The sequence below is a fragment of the Micromonospora avicenniae genome, assembly GCF_900156065.1.
GTDB lineage: Bacteria > Actinomycetota > Actinomycetes > Mycobacteriales > Micromonosporaceae > Micromonospora > Micromonospora avicenniae.
On sequence record NZ_FTNF01000005.1, the window covers coordinates 151,541 to 169,215 of the forward strand.

Genomic DNA, 17,675 nt, shown 5'->3' on the forward strand with positions numbered 1-17,675 from the left:
CGCGCGATGCGGCAGGACGGTCTCCGCGCGGGGGACTGCCCGGTCGCGCGATGCGGCGGGACGGTCGGTCGCGCGCGAGCGCTCAGGCTCGGGTGGGGGCGAGCAGTGCCAGGACGGCGTCGGCCACGCGCCGCCGCCCGAGACCGTCCACGGCGGACCAGGCCCGCGCGGAGAGGGCGGCGCGCCGCTCCGGCGAGGTGAGCAGGCCGGAGAGGGTCCGATCGGCGCTCGCCCGGGCGGCCTCGCCCACCGGGCCCTCCGCCGTCAACTCCGGCAGCTCGCCGACTCCGGCGGCGAGCCCGTGAGCCACCACCCGGTGGTACGACTCACGCTGGTTGTCCACCACGCAGACCAGCGCCGCGGGCGCGCCGACGCAGCACAACTCCCAGGTGGAGGTGCCCGCGGCGCTGACCACCAGGTCCGCTTCCCGGATCAGCGCCGGCAGCGCGTCGGTGGGCGGGATCGGACGGAGCAGCTGATCGGGTCCACGCGTCACCTCGGCCAGCTCCACGCCGATCTCCGCGCGGCCGACCACGACTGTCAGTTCCATCGGGTGCCCGGTCCCGAAGAGCAGCCGGGTCAGCGCCGGGGCCGCCCCGACCGCGTCGGTGCCACCGAAGAAGGCGAGCACCCGGGGCCGCGCCACCGGCGCGGCGGGCGGGGGGACCGGTGGCCGGGCCGCCACCACCGAGTCACGCAGCAGGGCGTACTCGGCACCGGCCAGCAGCCGGGACGGCGGAGCGTCGATCCGCGTGCCGAGGTTCTGGTCGAGGTAGAGGTCGGCCTCCTGGCCGCGGGTGTCGCCGTCGACGATGGCGAGCGTGACCACGCCGGCGGCGCGTAGCGCGCCCGCCCCGGCCGGGTCCAGCTCGTACGAGTCGAGGACCATGACATCCAACCGGTGCCGGCGGGCGGTCTCGACGAGTTCGGCGGGAGTCTGCGGGCCCGGGCGCAGCGGAACGTCGCGCGCCGCCAGCTGCGCCGCCGCCCAGCCCACCGACTCGACCGAACCGAACATCTCGACCCGGGCGCCGCGGGCGAGGAACTCCTCGCCGAGCGCGAGGGACCGGACCAGGTGGCCCACGCCGCGCCGGGGACCGGCGTCGCAGCGCAACCCGACACGTACGGTTCTCAGGACTCCTCCAGCCGCTTCTGGCGTACGTCGGCGTTGACCGCCCGCAGCGCCGGCTGCCCGTCGAGCCAGTCGGCGAGTTTGCTCAGCGGCACGCTCACGTCACCGAAATGGTCGACGACCGCCCGTAGCAGGGTCCAGTCCTGCTCGGTGTCGAGCGTGAGCCGCAGCCCGGACCGGTCCGGGGTGAGGGTCACCCCGAGCACCCGGAACGACTCCGGATGGGTGTACGCGTACGAGGTGACGTGCACCCGGTGGTGGTCGGTGGCGAGGCGGTCCAGGGTCCGTAGCGCCTCGGCGCGGATGATCTCCACGTCCAGTCCGCGCGGCAGGGTACGGGCGATCGACGTGCTGGCGTAGTCGAGTCCGGGCACCGCCCGGTAGACCGACGCCACCATCGCGATGATCTCCGGGTCGAGCAGCGGGCAGTCGGCGGTGAACCGCATGACCGCGTCCCCGGGATGGGCGTCGAGGGCGCCGACGAACCGGGTCAGCACGTCGTCGACCGGACCCCGGTGGCACGGCACGGCGAGCCGTTCGCACTCGGCGGCCACCGCGTCGTCCACCGCGTCGGTGCTGGTCGCGACCACGAGGTCCGCGAGCACTCCGCTGTCCCGCGCGGCCCGGACCACCCGGCCCAGCACACTGCGGCCCGCGAGCGGGCGCAGCACCTTGCCCGGCAGCCGGGACGAGCCCATCCGGGCCTGGACGATTCCCACGATCCGCGTCACCGGCGCCTCCGTCCGTTCACTGCCGCTCCTGCGGTTTGGTGGCCAGCGCGTCGCGGAGGCGGCGCTTGGCCGCGCGGGCCCCGCGCCGGGCGAGCCGGGCCGGGGTGATGGCCAGCTTCCCCACCCGGTAGCTCACCGAGCCGTTGAGCAGGTTGAGGGTCACCTCGGCCCGGCGTAGCGCCCGCTCACGGGAGGTCAGCAGCTCCTCGGTCCACTTCAGCAGCGCCGTGAGCCGGCTCAGCTCCTCGCGTTGGCGCAGCCACGCCTCGCGGAGCTGCTGGAAGCTGCGCGTCCCGGCCGGCGGATCGGTCGGTTCGACCGATCGCAGCTCGCTCAGGAGCACACCCCGTCCCTCGTTGTCCAGCCCGCGCACCGCTGCGGTCACAGCGGCCTCGATGTCCACGGCCGCCGTGACGGTCGCCCGGTCCAGGTCGTGGCCGGCGACGCCGGCGAGTACCACGGTGAGTCCGGCGACATCCAACGCGGACGGCCAGGGGTGGGCGTATCCGCCGGTGACCAGCGTGGTGGCGAAGCGCCGGAGCCCGCGCGCGAGCACCACCTCCGGGCTGAGCGGGCTCGTGGCCTGCCAGCTCGGGTCGAGCAGCGTGTACCCGCCGTCGGCGACCAGTACGTTGTCGACGGTCGCCAGCGCCACCGCGCCGCCGAGTTGCCCGTCCGGCCCGGCCTGCCCGGTCAGCCACGCCGCGTACCCGCGCAGCAGCCGGCGCAGCCCGTCCAGATCGCGGCGCAGGGCGGCGTCGAGCAGCAACGTGCGCAGCAGCCGGCCCTCCGGCACCGGCCGGCCGTCGAGCGCGGCCAGATCGCGGTGGGCCGCCTCCCGGGTCGCGAACGGCGCGGCAGGTGTCGCGCTGCGGTCGGTCGCCGTGGCGCGCCACCGCCACCCCTGCGGGTCGGCCACCACCTCGAGCACGTCGCCGCCGGGTCCGGTCTCCAGCAGCGCCACCGGCAGCGCGGCCGGCGGCACGTCGTCGGCGGGTCCGGCCGCCGGCTCCTTGGCGGCGACCACGACCCAGCCCGGGGCCAGCGCCGAGCCGAGCCCGGCGTGCAGCGCGTCCACGGCGAGCCGGGCGGGGTCCTGCAGCACGGTGGTGGCGAACCCGTTCGCGCAGGCGTCGTGCAGCACCGCGTCGAAGAGGCCTGAGGTCGTGCCGCGGGTCAGTTCGTCGGCGTCGATCAGCGCCCGCGCGCCCGCGTCGGTGTACGCCGCGAAGCAGCCGCGCGGGCGCAGTCCGGCCTCGGCCAGCCGGACGTCCAGCTGCTCCCGGTTGGCCGGGTGGTCGGTGTCCAGCACGCCGGAGATGCTCCAGGCGGTGTCGTCCCGGCGGGCGTACCAGGCGTCGGTGTCGACGAACCGGCGCAGCCCCATCGGGTTCTCCAGCCACAGCAGCAGGGTGCCGCCGGGACGCAGCGCGCGGGTGAGCCGGGCGAGGACACCGCCCCAGCCCAGCCGGGCGCCCTCGACGGATTCGACGGTGTCGAGCCCGGCGCCGGCGATCACCACGTCGAACAGTTCGCCGTCGGCGAGGCCGGTGGGGCCACCCACCACCACCCGGGCGGCGCGCGCCGCGAGGGTCACCCCGTCCGGGTAGCCACGCAGCAGACAGGTCACCTCGGCGTGCGCGAGCCGGTCGAGCAGCGCCGGGTCGTGCGGCCCGGCGACCAGTACGGAGGCTCCGGCCGGGACGACAGTGGCGGCCAGTGCCGCCAGCGTCCCGGTCGTGACCGCTCGCCCCTCCGGCAGGTCGGACCAGGCCAGCATCTCCCCGCCGGGGAGCACGATCCGGTCGGCCGGTGCCGTTTCAGTCGTCAACTGGTTCCTCCTGGAGATTCGCCCAGCCGAGCAGCTCGCGCAGTTCGGCCGGCGTGCAGCGGTGGTCGAGGCCCAGTTCGTCGCGGGCGATCGCGGCGGCGGTTGGGAGGTCGACCGCCGGGCCGTGCAGCTCCGGCCACTGCCGGCGGATCCGGGCGGTACCGCCGAAGGTGGGGTCCTCGTTGGCGAGCACCATCGGGTCGCCGTACACGGCCGGTTCGCAGCCCGCCGCGATGCCGTAGAAGATCGCGCTGGTCAGCCGGTTCGAGGCCACCCGGCGATGCCGGCGCAGCTCGATGAGCTGCTTGTCGAGGAAGTACGGGTCGGTGTTCTTCCACCAGTGCCCCCGGTAACCGTGGCAGATCACGCGGAAGCCGGCGTTCTCGTAGAGCCGCCGGACCGTACGCATGCCGTACTCGTGCCAGTAGAGGCAGACGGTCACCGGACCCGGTTCGGTCTCCCGGATCAGGGCGATCAGCTTCTTGTGGTCGCCGTGTACGTGCTGCCCCTCCCAGCCGTGGAACGGGTACCAGATGGTGCCCTCCCGCTGCTCGGCCGGCGGGTCGTCCGGGCGCATGGCCAGCAGGTACGCGAACGGCGCGCCGATGACGGCGACGTTGCGCCGCCCCACGGACCAGGCGCGTCGCCGGGTCTGCTCCGACCAGAGCAGGCTCGGGGTGCGCTCGGCGTACGGGTGGCCGGGGGCCAGCCCGTCACCGATGTTCCACCCGTGCTGGACGTACCCGTTGATCCGGGGCGGGTGGCCGTCGCCCAGTCCCGCGTAGCGGGCCAGCACGTGGGCGTGGCCGTAGAAGTGGTTGGCGTGGTGCATCAGCGTCCCATCAGGCGGCGGCGGGCCGCACCGTCCGCCCACGCAACGCCGCAGCCAGCGCGTCGACGACCCGCTCCTGGTCCGCGTCGCTCAGGGTCGGGTAGAGCGGCAGCGAGAGCTCCTGGGCGTAGAACGACTCGGCCACCGGGCAGGCCCCCCGCTGGTAGCCCAGGTCCGCGAAGGCCGGGTGCCAGTGCACCGGGATGTAGTTCACCTGCACGCCGATGCCGGCCTCGCGCATCCGGTCGTAGACCTCGCGGCGACGCCCGTCGAGGATCCGGACCGGGTAGAGGTGCCAGGCCGGCCGCGCCCAGGACCGGCGGCCCGGGGTCAGCACGCCGGGCAGGTCGTTCAGGGCCTCGTCGTAGCGGGCGACCAGCTCGGCCCGCCGGGCGAGGAAGCCGTCGAGCCGGCGCAGCTGGCTGCGGCCCAGCGCGCACAGCACGTCCGGCAGCCGGTAGTTCAGCCCGAACTCGTGCACCTCCTGGTGCCAGCCACCCTCGTCCGGCCAGCGCAGCTCGTCGCGGTCGCGGACCAGTCCGATGTTGCGGAACCGGCGGGCCCGCTCGAGCAGGCGCGGGTCGGTGCTGGCGACCGCGCCACCCTCGGCCGTCGTGAGGTTCTTGGTGGGAAAGAAGGAGAACGTGGTCAGGTCGGCGAGCGAGCCGACCGGCCGTTCCCGGTAGGTCGCGCCGATCGAGTGCGCCGCGTCGGCCAGCAGGAGCGTGTCCGAGCCGCCCAGCGCCGCCCGCAGGGCGTCGTAGTCCGCGGGGTGGCCGGCGTAGTCGACAGCCGAGACCACCCGGGTGCGCGACGTGGTCGCGGCGGCGACGGCGGCCGGATCGAGGGTGAAGGTCTCCTCCTCGACGTCGGCGAACACGATCTTCGCACCCAGCGCGACGGCGCTGCTGGCCGTCGCCACGAACGTCATGGGCGGGACGATCACCTCGTCGCCGGGGCCGACGCCGGCCGCCGCGTACGCGACGTGCAGCGCGGCGGTGCCGTTGGAGACGGCGGCGCACCCCACTCCGCCGGTCCACTCGGCCAGGTCGGCCTCGAAGCCGTCGACCTGCGGGCCGGTGGTGAGCCAGTCGCTGCGCAGGGCGGCGACCACGGCCTCGACGTCGTCCTCGGTGACCGACTGACGCCCGTACGGGAGCATCGCCATCACTGCGCGCTGAGGACGTCGCGGAGCTGTTCGACGCTGAGCCACTCGTCGTTGCTGTCCGACCGGTACGCGAAGCTCTCCGGCACCGGCTCGCAGTCGACCGGCGGCTCGTAACCCCAGGTGGCGATGGTCGGCTGGACGATGAACCGGTCCGGCGCGCGCAGCGTCCGGCGGCTGTCGTCCAGGGAGATCATCTCTTCATGGAGCTTCTCGCCGGGGCGGATGCCGACCTCGTGGGTGGTGGCGTCCGGGGCGACGGCCTCGACCAGGTCGAGGATGCGCATGCTGGGGATCCGTGGAACGAACAGCTCGCCGCCCTGCATCTGGTCGAACGAGTCGACGACGAACTGGACGGCCTGCGGGAGGGTGATCCAGAAACGGGTCATCCGCTTGTCCGTGATCGGCAGGCTCTTGCCCTCGGCGGCCAACCTGCGGAACAGCGGGACCACCGAGCCGCGGCTGCCGACCACGTTGCCGTAGCGCACCACGGCGAACCGGGTCGGGTGCTGGGCGGCGTAGTGGTTCGCGGAGATGAACAGCTTGTCGCCGACCAGCTTGGTGGCGCCGTACAGGTTGATCGGGCTGGACGCCTTGTCGGTGGAGAGCGCGATGACCTTCTTCACGCCCGCCTCGATGGCGGCGTCGACCACGTGCTGGCAGCCGGTGATGTTGGTGGCGATGAACTCCGACGGGTTGTACTCGGCGGTGTCCACCTGCTTGAGCGCGGCGGCGTGCACCACGTGGTCCACCCCGTGCATGGCCCGGGTGAGCCGGTGCCGGTCGCGGATGTCGCCGATGAACCAGCGCAGCCGTGGGTCGTCGCCGAGCTGCTGGCGCAGCTCGTACTGCTTGAGCTCGTCACGGGAGAAGACCACGACCCGGGCCGGGTCGGCCTCGGCGAGGACGTGCCGCAGGAAGGCCTTCCCGAAGGAACCCGTTCCTCCGGTGACAAGAATGGAAGATCCATTCAGCTCTTTCAATTGCTTCTCCCGCGGTCGTGGTGGCTTTCGGTCGGCGCCCGGCCGATGGAACGGATCGAGACGATAGACCCGGTGGGTTAACACGCCAACCCGATTCCGTGAACTGCCGCTCCGAGCAAGGTGAATGCGGAATGCCTTCCAGGCGAACATCTCCTGTGCATTGCAGCGCGGGTGGTGGGTGCGAAAACCTCGGCTACACTCGGCCGGCACGCGTGGTCGTGCGTACCTGTTTATGGAGGAATAGCAGTGGAACTGCAGCGACTGAGGACCGTCTTCCGCACCGCCCTGGAACTGCCCGAAGAAGCTGAGGTGGACGGTCTGGAATATCGCGGAATCGAGAAGTGGGACTCGCTCGCGCACATGTCGCTCGTCGCCACGATCGAGGACGAGTTCGGTGTCATGTTGGACACCGACGAGGTTATCGATCTGAGTTCCTTCGACCGCGCCCGGCAGATCTTGGAGAAGCACGGTGTCGTCCTCGCCGACTGATCCGGCGGCCGTGTCCCGCCGGGTCCTCGTCACCGGCTCGACCCGCGGCATCGGACGGGCCGTGGCGTGGCGGCTCGCCGAGCAGGGTTGCCGGGTCGCCGTGCACGGCCGGCTGCCCGGCCCGGCCGAGGAGGTCGCCGCCGCTCTGCCGGGCGGCCCGCATTTGGCGGTGCACGGCGACGTCGCGGAACCGGAGCAGATCCGGGCGCTGACCCGCGTCCTGTTCGAACGCTGGCGTGGCCTGGACGGCCTGGTGGTGAACGCGGGCGTGCACGCCGCGGGCCTGCTCGGTTCCGTATCGGACGACACGGTGACCCGGCTCTTCGCGGTCAACGCGGCCGGTGCCGCGCACACCCTTCAGCAGGGTGCGCGCCTGCTACGCCGCGGCGACCGCCCGGCCGTGGTGCTCACCGCCTCCCTGGTCGGCTCCGCCGGGGCGGCCGGTCAGACGGTCTACGCGGCCAGCAAGGCCGCCGTCGAGGGCCTGACCCGGGCCGCGGCCAAGGAACTCGGCCCGGCGGGCGTCCGTGTCAACGCGGTCGCGCCGGGTTTCATCCGCACCGACCTGCTCGCGGACCTCGACGAGGCCGGCCGGCAGGCCCGAGCCGACGCCACCCCGTTGCGCCGGCTCGGCGAGCCGGAGGAGGTCGCCGACGTGGTCGCGTTCCTGCTCTCCCCGGCGGCGGGTTTCGTCACCGGCCAGGTCGTCGGGGTGGACGGCGGGCTGACGGTGTGAAGACGCTGCTGCATCCCGATGCCGGCCTGGTCGACGCGGCCACCGGTGAGCGTCTCACCGGCCGGGAACTCGCCACCCGCGTCGCCGACCTCGCGGCGCTGCTCGACGAGGAGCCGCGCGGGCTCGTCTTCGCCACCGCCACCGCCGAGCTCGACTCGGTGCTGCGCATCCTCGCCGCCTGGGAGGCGAACCGTCCGGTCGCGCTGCTCGACCCGCAGATCACCCCGGCCGCACTGCGCGACCTGGTCGACCGCTTCCGCCCGGCCGTGCTGCTGAACCCCCCGACGCTCGTCGACGGGTTCCAGCCGGCCTCCGCCGGGCTCGGCACTGCCTGGCGACGCACCGGGCCCGCCGGCCGGGCGCCGCACCCCGACCTGGCGCTGCTGCTCACCACCTCCGGCTCGACCGGGAACCCGAAGCTGGTCCGGCTGTCCCGCGCCGGCGTACACGGCAACGCCGCCGCGATCGCGGCGGCCCTCGGTCTCGACGGCGACGAGGTCGCCCCGACCACGCTGCCGCTGCACTACACGTACGGGCTCTCGGTGCTCACCAGCCACCTGCACGCCGGTGCCACAGTGCTGCTGGAACGCGGCGGGCTCACCTCGCGGGACTTCTGGGCCGCGGTCGACCGGTACGGCGTCACCTCGCTGGCTGCCGTGCCCTACCAGTACGAGATGCTGCGCCGGCTGCGCTTCGCCCCGGCCCGGCACCCGAGGCTGCGGACGCTCACCCAGGCCGGCGGGCGGCTGCACCCGGACCTGGTGGCCGACTTCCACGGCCGGATGGCGGAGGTGGGCGGGCGGCTCTTCGTGATGTACGGGCAGACCGAGGCCACCGCCCGGATGACCGTCCTGCCAGCCGACCGACTGCCGGCCAAACTCGGCTCGGTCGGCCTGCCGGTGCCCGGTGGCACGGTGTCCATCCGCACCGACGACGGCGCGGAGACCACGGCGCCGGACCGGATCGGCGAGATCGTCTACCGGGGGGTCAACGTGATGATGGGCTACGCGGAGAGCGACGCCGACCTCGCCCGCCCGGACGAGCTGGGTGGCGTGCTCGCCACGGGTGACCTGGGCCGGCTCGACGAGGAGGGTTTCCTCTTCGTCACCGGCCGGATCAAGCGGATCGCCAAGGTGTTCGGCGTACGGGTGAACCTGGACGACGTCGAGCGGTCGCTGGGTCACCACGGCCCGATCGCCGCGGTGGCCGGGGCGGACCGGCTGGTGGTGGTGGTCGAGGGGACCGACCCCGACCGGCTCGCGGGCATCCGGGCCGAGGTGGCCGCGGCGCTCGGCACCCACTCGTCCGGGGTCCAGGTCCGTGGCGTCGACGCCCTGCCGCTCACGCCCACCGGCAAACCCGACTACCGCCTGCTGGAGGCAGAGTGCTGACCGAGGTGTTCACCCTCCGCCAGTCGGAGAAGGAGGAGCGGCTGCGCGCCGAGCTGGTGGAACTGGTGGCGCACCACCGGCGCAACTGCCCGCCGTACGACCGGATCCTGGCCGCCCTGGACACCGACCCGGAACCGGCGACCCTGGCCGAGCTGCCCTGGCTGCCGGTGCGGCTGTTCAAGACCCGAAAGCTGGCCAGCGTGCCGGACGACGAGGTGATCCGGGTGCTCACCTCCAGCGGCACCACCGGCGACGTGAGCCGGATCCACCTGGACCGGGCGGCCGCGGCCACCCAGTCCCGGATGCTGGCCCGCACGCTCGGCACCGTCCTCGGTCCCCGGCGGCTGCCGATGGTCGTGGTGGACCGGGCCGGCGTGGTCGGCGACCGCCGCTCCTACTCCGCCCGCGGCGCCGGTGCGCTCGGCATGGTCAACTTCGGGCGGGACCACCTCTGGCTGCTCGACGCCGACGACCGGCCCGACGTGGCCGCGCTCAAGGACTTCCTCGCCCGGCACGGGGACGCGCCGTTCCTGATCTTCGGGTTCACCTTCATGGTCTGGCGTTACCTCTACGAGGTCGCCCGGGACCACGGCCTCGACCTGTCCCAGGGCACCCTGGTGCACTCCGGAGGCTGGAAGAAGCTGGCCGACCAGGCAGTGGACAACGCCGAGTTCCGTCGCCGGCTCGGCGCGGACACCGGACTCACCAGGATCCACAACTTCTACGGCATGGTGGAGCAGATCGGCACGGTGTTCCTGGAAGGACCGGAGGGCGGCTCGCTCTACTGCCCCGACTTCGCCGACGTCATCATCCGTGACCCGGTGACCTGGGAGGAGGCGCCGGTCGGTACGCCGGGGCTCATCGAGGTGATCAGCACCCTGCCCACCTCGTACCCGGGCAACCTGCTGCTCACCGAGGACCTCGGCGTGGTGCACGGGGTGGACGACGGGCACTGGCCGGGCAAGCGGTTCAGCGTCCTCGGCCGGTTGCCCCGAGCCGAGGCCCGCGGCTGCAGCGACACCTACACCGGAGGTCGATGATGACGGTACGGATGCGGTTCCCGGCCGGGCCGGATCTGCCGGTCGACGAGGTGCTGCCGGCGACGGGCGAGACCCCGCTCGCGGTGGGCGACGAGCGTGTCGTCGACTTCCTGACGCTGGTCTCCCGGCGCCTGCTCGCCCCGGCGCTCGCCCGGCGGCACCCGGAACTCGGCTCACTCGGCTTCTTCCTGCGCCGCCGGGAGCTGCTGCGCGCCGTCGAGCGGCTGCACGAGGCGCTCGGCCCGCAGGCGCTCGCCTTCCCGCGGGGAGTGGTGTTCCACATTCCACCGGCCAATGTGGACACCATCTTCGTCTACTCGTGGGCGCTCGCGGCGCTGGCCGGCAACATCAACGTCGTCCGGGTCTCGCCCCGTTCCGCGGCGGCGGCCGACACGATCCTCGAGGTGCTGAACGACAGCCTCGCCGAGGCAGACCCGGTCGTCGCCCGTACCCAGCGCATGATCACGTACGGTCACGACGACGCGGTGACCGCCCGGCTCAGCGCCGGCTGCGACCTGCGGGTCGTGTGGGGCGGTGACCGGGCGGTGAACGCCGTCCGCCAGCACCCCCTCGCGCCGGCGGCCCGCGACCTGACCTTCCCGGACCGCGCCTCCTTCGCCGTCCTGTCCGTGGCCGGCTGGGCGGCCGCATCACCGGCCGCCCGCCGGGAGGCGGTGGCCGGTTTCGTGAACGACGCGTACTGGTTCGACCAGGCCGCCTGCTCCTCACCCCGCGCCGTCTTCCTGGTCGGCGACGCCGACCGCGCCGAACCGGTCCGTGCCGAGTTCGTCGCCCTGCTGGGCGCCGGGGCTCGCGATCGGGGCTGGGAGGTCGACGCGGCGATGGCCGTGGAGAAGCGGGTCGGTGCGTACGGGCTGGCCGCCGACGGGGCAGTGGCCCGGATGGCGTTCCCCGACAACCTCGTGGCGACAATGGACCTGGCGGCGCTGGCCGCCGCGCCGCGGGAGTGGCTGGGCACCGGCACGTTCGGCTTCGTCACCGTGACCGAGTTGGCGGAGCTGGTGCCGTTCGTGCGCCGGCAGGACCAGACGCTCACCCACTTCGGCTTCGAGGCGGACGAACTGCGCGAGTTCGCCCGGCAGCTCGGCGGTCGGGGCATCGACCGCATCGTGCCGTTCGGGGCGGCGCTACGGTTCGCGCCGATCTGGGACGGCTACGACCTGTTCCGCGAGTTCGTCCGGCTGGTCACCGTCGAGATCTGACCATCCGTCGCCGCGAACGACGACGGGCCCGGTCCAGGAAGGACCGGGCCCGTCGTTCTCGTGCGTCAGATCAGGTCCCAGGAGAGCGGCGTGCCCCGCGGCACGTCCTGGGCGAAGGTCCGGCCGAGCACCCGATCGATGTCGGCCGGGGGGAGCCCACCGGCAGGCCGGATCGAGCGGACGTTCGCCGCGGTCACCGGGTCGCCGGCCCGTACGTCGGCGACCACGAAGAGGGAACGGCGGAACCGCAGCCCCTCACGCTCGGTCGGGGTGGGGCCGATGGTGGTGGTGCCCAGCGCGGCCCAGGCCCGCTCCGACTCGACGGTGAGGGCGGCCAGCTCCTCCGGCTCCAGCGAGAAGTCCGAGTCCACGCCGCCGTCGGCCCGGCGCAGCGTCACGTGCTTCTCGATGAGGCAGGCGCCCAGCGCCACCGAGGCGACCGGCACACCGATGCCGGGGGTGTGGTCGGAGAGCCCCACCGGCACGCCGAACGTGTCGGCCAGCACCGGGATCCGGCGGAGGTTGCTGTCCTGCGGCGGCGCCGGGTAGGAGGCGGTGCAGGCGAGCAGCACGATGCCTCCGGCGCCACCCTCCCGGGCGGCCTGCACGGCGGCGTCGATCTCGCCGACGGTCGCCATCCCCGTGGAGATCACCATCGGCTTGCCGGTGCTCGCCACGAGCCGGATCAGCGGCAGGTCCACCAGCTCCGACGAGGCGATCTTGTACGCCGGCACGTCCAGCTTCTCCAGCAGCTCGACCGCCGTGTGGTCGAACGGGGAGGAGAAGACCGTCAGCCCGTGCCGGCGGGCTCGCTCGAAGATCGGCTCATGCCACTCGTGCGGCGTGTGGGCCCGCTCGAAAAGCTGGTAGAGGTTCTCACCGCCCCACAGGCCGTGCCCGTCGGAGATCCGGAACGCCTGCGCGTCCACATCGATGGTGATGGTGTCCGGCCGGTACGTCTGGAGCTTGAGCGCGTGCGCTCCGCTCGCCGCCACCGCGTCCACGATGGCCAACGCCCGGTCGAGGCTGCCGTTGTGGTTACCGGACATCTCGGCGACCACGAGGGGCCGCTCGCCAGGGCCGACCCGGTGCGGCCCGATGCTGACTGTCATGTTCCTCTGCTCATTTCCGTCCAGACCACCTCTTGCGGCCTGCCGTCGATCTCCCGCTCGTACTGCCGCACGACGCGGAAGCCGAACCGCCGGTGCAGGGCGAGCACCGGCTGGTTGCTGGTGAACGTCTCGCCGCCGAGCGTGCGTGCCCCGAGCGTCTCGAAGGCGTACGCGATCGCTGCCCGCTCCAGCGACAGCCACGCCGGCAGCAGCGCGGCACGCGCCTCCAGACCGGCGATGTCGAGATAGAAACCCCAGGTGAGGGCCCGATCCGGCGAGGTGATGCCGGAGAAGGTGACGACGCCCGACGGGGTTCCCTCGTGCAGGTGCACCAGCACCCGGCGGTCCGGGTCGACCCGGACCTTCGCCCACCACGCCGTGTGCTCGTCCAAGCCGATCTCATGGCTGGTCAGGCTCACCGCCCGCACCTGCGGGTGGTTCCGCCAGTGCAGCATCCGGTGCAGGTCGCCGTCGTCGGCGGGCCGAAACGCCTCGCCGGCCACGCTCCGCTCGCTCATGCCTGCCCCGTCAGCACGCCGGCAGGCTCCGCGGCCCGGGGCTGCCCGACCGATGCGCCGGCCGGGTCGGTGTCCGCGTCGGCGGCCGGGGCGGTGTCGCGGGAGCCGCGCAGCCGGCCGGTCACCCGGTGCGCCTGCCGCAGCGCCGCGTACGCCAGGTAGTCGCCCCGCCCGACCAGCCGGTGCTTGAGCCCTGGAACCCCACCGGGCGCCGCGTAGCCTCGGGACGGGAGGTAACGGCGGTAGTGCTCCGTCACCCGCCGGAAGAAGGCCCGACGCAGGTGGGGGTGGAGCCGGTCGTCGTTGCCCACCACCACGAGGTAGTGGTTCACCATCAGCTCGAACAGGTCGGCGTGCAGCTTCTCGTCGAGGTCGCGCTGCCGCACCCAGTCCATCAGCCGCTCGTACTGGTCGAAGGCGTCGAAGTGCCGGCCGCTGCGGGTCGAGGTGATGGCGCCCAGCCGGCCCCGGCGGTAGAGGTAGCAGACCCGGTCGAGCACGGAGATCTTCTCGGCGCCGATCAGCAGCGGGTGGCTGAACGGGATGTCCTCGTACCAGCCCGCATGGAACCGCAGCCCCAACTCGTCCAGGAAGCTGCGGCGGACCACCTTGTTCCAGGCGGTGTGCTGCACCCGCAGCAGCTGCGGCCGGTCGGCCAGCCGGACCACGCCCGGCACGTCGCGCAGCAGGTGGCTGCTCGCGTCGACCTCCCGCCGCCCGTCCTCGTGCACCCGGAGGTGATCGAGCAGCAGCACGTCCGGTTCGTGCTGGCGCAGCCGGTCCAGCACCGCCGGGATCGTGCCCGGCGGCAACCAGTCGTCGCTGTCGACGAACCAGACGTACCGGCCGGTCGCCACGTCGAGGCCCGCGTTGCGAGCCAGCCCCAGCCCGACGTTGCGGGTCAGGTGCACGATCCGGATTCCGGACCGGTCGACCGCGTACGAGCGCAGCATCTCACCGCAGCGGTCCGGGGAGGCGTCGTCGACCGCGATCAGTTCGACGGCGTCCGTCTCACCGGCCGGGATGTCGGCCCGGATCGACTCCAGGCACTGGTACAGGTAGGCCTCGACGCCGTGGACGGGCACGACGAGACTCAGCAGCGGGGCGTGCGTCGGCTCATTGACCACGCCGCCACCTTCGACCCTGCGGGTGGCCGGGTCCGGAACCTCACGTGGCCGGTGGTGGTGGGGTTACTGAACAGCCGCCGAGCGGAGGATTAACGGTTGAGGATCCGCCGCACCCGGCCGCCGACGGCCTGCCGCATCCGGACGCGCAGCCGCACCTGCTGGAGGCTCGTCATCTCTGCCTGCAGCTCGTTGGCGTGGTCGCGCAGCCACTGCAGCCGGGCCACGAGAGCGTCCCGGTCGGTGGCGGCGGCCGGCCGTACCGCCGGCGGGTAGCTGGTCGCGCGGACCTGCTCGTCGAAGCGGGTGGGGCTGTCCCCGTCGGCGAAGGCGTTCGGGAGGTCGTGCTTGGCGAGGAACGCCAACATCGTCTCGAATCGGGCCTTGTGCCCGTTGTTGAGGGCCGTGTAGTCCGCCTCCTCGTACAGGTCGGCGGCGTCGACGTCGGCCGGCACGTCCTTCATCACCCGGTGCGGGATGTCGAAGTACCGGGCCAGCTCCAGCGTGCGGGAGTCGTGCGCGAACAGGTAGCCGGGCGTACCCGCGATCAGGGCGGTGATGGTGCCGTGGATCCGGGTGCCGAAGTTGAAGTCGAACCCGGACAGGTAGTCCATCCAGGTCGACGGATCCACGAACATCCGTACCTTGTCCTCGGTGAACAACGGGTGCGAGGTGTGGATCGGGATCGGGCTGTCCTTGCCGCGGTCCTCCGGCGCGTCACCGTAGAGCAGGGTGCCCAGGGTCTTCAGGTCCTGCGGGATGTAGCGCAGGTTCGGGTACTTGCGGTGGTGGGCGCTCACCACCTTCGCCATGGACTTGACGTACGGGGAGACGGTCATGGCGATCCGGTCGTGCGGCTCCAGCAACGCCTTGCGCTTCTCCACGCGCAGGCTGTCGCCGTGCAGGAACATCGACGGGCAGCCGATCACGTCGACCGCGGAGAAGCCCAGGGAGCGGACGTAGTCCGCGGTGATCTCCCCGCGGACACCGATGCTGGCCGACCGGTCGAGCACCGCCTTGACGAACGCCTTCACCGCGTCGTCGATGGGGCGCAGGTACTCCCGGTCACCCTTGACGTTGGTCTGGGCGCCCACGCCGAGCACCACCACCGGGATCCGCAACCGCTGGATGAGCCTCGTCAGGTTCGCCAGCCGATCGACGTAGCTGCGCCGGAAGGCGTTGGCCAGCGGTACGACGAACACGTCGTACCGCTCGTTGATCATGTCTGCGTCGTGGAGGTTCGCCCGGAACGCCGTCGGCTCGATCTGCGTCTTCGCGGTGCTCAACAGCTTGTACGCCGCGTGGCTGAAGACGAGGTTGCCAGCGTTCTCGCCGATCCAGTTCTGCTCGAAGGTCTCCTCCGGCGAGTAGACGTCGAAGGGGCCCTTCTTGGCCCGCATCAGGATCCGCTGGTGCATCGGTCGCTCCACCTCTCGTCCGTCCGCGACGATCCCCGAGCCGGGTGCCGTCGATACGGGGCTTGCGGGAGGCGGTGCATCCATCACCTCCGGGCCCCGCGATATTAGGCCACCGGACATCTACGGCACACTGCGGCGTCAGGGTCGCAGGTCGCTCGACCGGACAGCGATCATCGTCCGTACGGGCAGACAGGGTGCCCGAACGGACGGCACCGAGCGGATGCACCACCGCGCGGCGGCCCGTGCCGGCGCGTGGCGGGCCGGGAGCGTCGGACGTGTCACCCGGTCCGCCGGCCGGTTGGGCAGGAGAGATCCACTCGATGTCGATGAGGTCGGGGTGTTGTCGTGACCGGGGGCGCCCGACTTCCGTGGACACGCCTCGATCAGCCAGCCCGGCCCTGGCCGGCTGAAACGTCCACCCTGGGCGGTGCGATCGGCGTGGGCGGTCCGACACGCCCGGCTATGGTGCGACGGGGTGACGACGCGGGTAGCGTTGCCCCATGCCCTCGTTCGCGCTCGCCGATCCTCTGTGGTGGGTGGCGCGATGGGCTGCCCGGCTGCTGGCCAGCCTCGCGGTCGTCGGCGCGTTGACCCTCGGGTCGCTTTCGGCGCTGGGGGCCCCACCGCACACCCGGGCCGTGGTCGAGCCGACGGCGTCCACCGACTCGCGGGCCTGCGAGTGTGCCATCGCGTCGGCCGGCACATCCAGCTCCCTGGCCATCGTCGTCGCGGACGACGCTCCCGCGGAGATCGCCGTTGTGCTCCGGGCCGCCGCCGAATCCGCCGGATCGAGGGTTGCCCCGTCGGCCGCACCCGGTGCCACCCCCGAGGTGTTCGCCTCGGCCGCACCGGTTGCCGACCCGGTCACGGTCCCGGCCGGCGAGACGTGGCCGCCCCGCGGCGCGGTCGCAGCTGTTCGTACTCCCCGAGCTCCGCCCGGCGCCTGACACCGCCGGCGACGCGAGAGCGTTCCGCCGCCGCGCTCGCCGCACCCGTCTTCCGCGCCCGCTCCCGGCGCCCGGCGTGACCGACAAGGCCCCGCGCCGGATGCCCCGTGCGGCTTCCCCCCATCGCGTCTGCTCGCCGTGAGGTACCGACATGGAGAAGACCGTCCTCTACCAGTTCCTCGTCGAGGTGCCGCTGGCCGCCGCCATCTGGTCGGCTCTGCTGGTGCTGGCCCTGATCGTGCTCACCGTGCTGGTCGCCCGTCCCGACCGCGACCGGCCGGAGGACGACCGGTCCGCTCCGGCCGGGCCGACCGAGCGGGAGTCGGCCGCAGCCGAGGCGGCCGACCTGCGCCGGTACGCCGACGAGGTGGCCGTGGCCGCGGCCGGCGCGACGCAGACCGCCCGCCGGAAGCGGGACGAGTGGCTGGCCGCCCAGGCCGACCTGGACCGGGCCTGGGCGGCGTACGACGAGGCCGAGAGCGCCGCCCGCCGGTACTGCGGTGCCGGCGCCCTGCCGACGCCCCGCACTCCCCGCACTCCGGCCGAGTACGCCGCCCGGGAGCGGCACCTGCACCGGTCGGCCACGGCGGCGTACTGGCGGGGCGAGCTCACCCTGCGCCAACTCGGCGACGTTTTCGGTCACCGCGACGGCTGGGATCCCCGCCTGCACCCGGTGGAGCAGGAGGTGCACCTGGCCCGGGTGGTCCGGGACGGCCGGCTGGCCGGCTACCGGGCGGCCCAGGAACGGGAGCGCAGTGCCTGGCGGGACGCCGAACTCGCCGCCGAGGCGGCCCGTGCCCTGGCCACCGAGGCGTACACGGCCGCGGCCCGCCTCCGGCCGGGGCGGCTGCCGGCGGCTCGACCGGCGTCCGCCGCCCCCGCCCAGGTGGTGACCCGCTGGCAGCCCGCCAGGGTGGGTTGAGCGGCCGGTCCGAGTCTCGGTCGACTCGGCTTCCTCGGAATGGGGAGGTCCAAGTCGTGCGGACAGCGCGCCCTCAGGGAA

Annotated in this window: 17 protein-coding genes; 7 read left to right on the plus strand and 10 right to left on the minus strand. The window is 73.0% G+C overall.

Annotated elements, in window-relative coordinates; all coding sequences use genetic code 11:
* Positions 1–82: 82 nt before the first annotated feature.
* From BXA10_RS10435 to pseB, 6 genes are read right to left on the minus strand one after another with little or no spacing between them, the layout of a single operon-like run.
* Positions 83–1,135 carry a PseG/SpsG family protein gene (locus BXA10_RS10435; RefSeq protein ID WP_076470088.1) on the minus strand — a complete coding sequence of 351 codons (1,053 nt, stop codon included), beginning with the start codon at positions 1,133–1,135 and terminating at the stop codon, positions 83–85.
* Entirely contained in the window at positions 1,132–1,863 is a 732-nt protein-coding gene (locus BXA10_RS10440; RefSeq protein ID WP_076470089.1) for a cytidylyltransferase domain-containing protein, read from the minus strand. Before BXA10_RS10440 ends, BXA10_RS10435 begins: the two co-directional genes overlap by 4 nt.
* A gap of 16 nt (positions 1,864–1,879) precedes the next feature.
* Positions 1,880–3,694, minus strand: a complete 1,815-nt coding sequence (locus BXA10_RS10445) for a hypothetical protein (protein ID WP_076470090.1) — start codon at positions 3,692–3,694, stop codon at positions 1,880–1,882.
* Positions 3,684–4,526: a hypothetical protein gene (locus BXA10_RS10450; RefSeq protein ID WP_076470274.1), complete on the minus strand. Its 843-nt coding sequence runs from the start codon at positions 4,524–4,526 to the stop codon at positions 3,684–3,686. The genes BXA10_RS10445 and BXA10_RS10450 overlap by 11 nt, the downstream gene beginning before the upstream one ends.
* 10 nt (positions 4,527–4,536) lie before the next feature.
* Positions 4,537–5,688, minus strand: coding sequence for a DegT/DnrJ/EryC1/StrS family aminotransferase (locus BXA10_RS10455; RefSeq protein WP_076470275.1), 1,152 nt, complete (start codon positions 5,686–5,688; stop codon positions 4,537–4,539).
* Positions 5,689–5,693: 5 nt separating this feature from the next.
* Positions 5,694–6,674, minus strand: a complete 981-nt coding sequence (pseB, locus tag BXA10_RS10460) for a UDP-N-acetylglucosamine 4,6-dehydratase (inverting) (RefSeq protein ID WP_076470091.1) — start codon at positions 6,672–6,674, stop codon at positions 5,694–5,696.
* A gap of 246 nt (positions 6,675–6,920) precedes the next feature.
* Here pseB and BXA10_RS10465 point away from each other — a divergent pair, with 246 nt between their 5' ends.
* Genes BXA10_RS10465 through BXA10_RS10485 form a run of 5 tightly spaced genes read left to right on the plus strand, consistent with a single transcriptional unit; the run spans position 6,921 to position 11,553 of the window.
* Complete coding sequence (locus BXA10_RS10465; RefSeq protein ID WP_076470092.1) at positions 6,921–7,163, plus strand: acyl carrier protein; 243 nt, start codon at positions 6,921–6,923, stop codon at positions 7,161–7,163.
* Positions 7,144–7,899: an SDR family NAD(P)-dependent oxidoreductase gene (locus BXA10_RS10470; RefSeq protein WP_076470093.1), complete on the plus strand. Its 756-nt coding sequence runs from the start codon at positions 7,144–7,146 to the stop codon at positions 7,897–7,899. Before BXA10_RS10465 ends, BXA10_RS10470 begins: the two co-directional genes overlap by 20 nt.
* Complete coding sequence (locus BXA10_RS10475; RefSeq protein WP_076470094.1) at positions 7,896–9,290, plus strand: AMP-binding protein; 1,395 nt, start codon at positions 7,896–7,898, stop codon at positions 9,288–9,290. Before BXA10_RS10470 ends, BXA10_RS10475 begins: the two co-directional genes overlap by 4 nt.
* Complete coding sequence (locus BXA10_RS10480) at positions 9,284–10,330, plus strand: LuxE/PaaK family acyltransferase (RefSeq protein ID WP_076470095.1); 1,047 nt, start codon at positions 9,284–9,286, stop codon at positions 10,328–10,330. Before BXA10_RS10475 ends, BXA10_RS10480 begins: the two co-directional genes overlap by 7 nt.
* Positions 10,330–11,553 carry an acyl-CoA reductase gene (locus tag BXA10_RS10485; RefSeq protein ID WP_076470096.1) on the plus strand — a complete coding sequence of 408 codons (1,224 nt, stop codon included), beginning with the start codon at positions 10,330–10,332 and terminating at the stop codon, positions 11,551–11,553. Before BXA10_RS10480 ends, BXA10_RS10485 begins: the two co-directional genes overlap by 1 nt.
* A 65-nt stretch (positions 11,554–11,618) precedes the next feature.
* Here the strand turns inward: BXA10_RS10485 and pseI are convergent, their stop codons facing one another.
* From pseI to BXA10_RS10505, 4 genes are all read right to left on the minus strand, one after another.
* Entirely contained in the window at positions 11,619–12,665 is a 1,047-nt protein-coding gene (pseI, locus tag BXA10_RS10490) for a pseudaminic acid synthase (protein ID WP_076470097.1), read from the minus strand.
* Positions 12,662–13,183, minus strand: a complete 522-nt coding sequence (locus BXA10_RS10495) for a GNAT family N-acetyltransferase (protein ID WP_076470098.1) — start codon at positions 13,181–13,183, stop codon at positions 12,662–12,664. The genes pseI and BXA10_RS10495 overlap by 4 nt, the downstream gene beginning before the upstream one ends.
* Positions 13,180–14,310, minus strand: a complete 1,131-nt coding sequence (locus tag BXA10_RS10500) for a glycosyltransferase family 2 protein (RefSeq protein WP_076470099.1) — start codon at positions 14,308–14,310, stop codon at positions 13,180–13,182. Before BXA10_RS10500 ends, BXA10_RS10495 begins: the two co-directional genes overlap by 4 nt.
* Positions 14,311–14,399: 89 nt before the next feature.
* The gene (locus BXA10_RS10505; protein ID WP_076470100.1) at positions 14,400–15,725 is read right to left on the minus strand and encodes a polysaccharide pyruvyl transferase family protein; all 1,326 of its coding nucleotides are present in this window, start codon (positions 15,723–15,725) and stop codon (positions 14,400–14,402) included.
* A 500-nt stretch (positions 15,726–16,225) separates the two neighbouring features.
* Here BXA10_RS10505 and BXA10_RS10510 point away from each other — a divergent pair, with 500 nt between their 5' ends.
* On the plus strand, positions 16,226–16,672 hold the full coding sequence (locus tag BXA10_RS10510) for a hypothetical protein (protein WP_076470101.1): 447 nt from the start codon (positions 16,226–16,228) through the stop codon (positions 16,670–16,672).
* Positions 16,673–16,823: 151 nt separating this feature from the next.
* Positions 16,824–17,594 (plus strand): hypothetical protein, encoded by a 771-nt coding sequence (locus BXA10_RS10515; protein ID WP_076470102.1) that lies wholly within the window; start codon positions 16,824–16,826, stop codon positions 17,592–17,594.
* Positions 17,595–17,675: the final 81 nt, after the last annotated feature.

Excerpts from the sequence above, each read along its gene's own strand:
- pseI (WP_076470097.1), bottom strand. The coding sequence starts at position 12,665 with ATGACAGTCAGCATCGGGCCGCACCGGGTCGGCCCTGGCGAGCGGCCC.
- BXA10_RS10485 (WP_076470096.1), top strand. The coding sequence starts at position 10,330 with ATGACGGTACGGATGCGGTTCCCGGCCGGGCCGGATCTGCCGGTCGAC.
- BXA10_RS10455 (WP_076470275.1), bottom strand. The coding sequence starts at position 5,688 with ATGCTCCCGTACGGGCGTCAGTCGGTCACCGAGGACGACGTCGAGGCC.
- BXA10_RS10515 (WP_076470102.1), top strand. The coding sequence starts at position 16,824 with ATGGAGAAGACCGTCCTCTACCAGTTCCTCGTCGAGGTGCCGCTGGCC.
- BXA10_RS10495 (WP_076470098.1), bottom strand. The coding sequence starts at position 13,183 with ATGAGCGAGCGGAGCGTGGCCGGCGAGGCGTTTCGGCCCGCCGACGAC.
- BXA10_RS10510 (WP_076470101.1), top strand. The coding sequence starts at position 16,226 with ATGCCCTCGTTCGCGCTCGCCGATCCTCTGTGGTGGGTGGCGCGATGG.
- BXA10_RS10505 (WP_076470100.1), bottom strand. The coding sequence starts at position 15,725 with ATGCACCAGCGGATCCTGATGCGGGCCAAGAAGGGCCCCTTCGACGTC.
- BXA10_RS10450 (WP_076470274.1), bottom strand. The coding sequence starts at position 4,526 with ATGCACCACGCCAACCACTTCTACGGCCACGCCCACGTGCTGGCCCGC.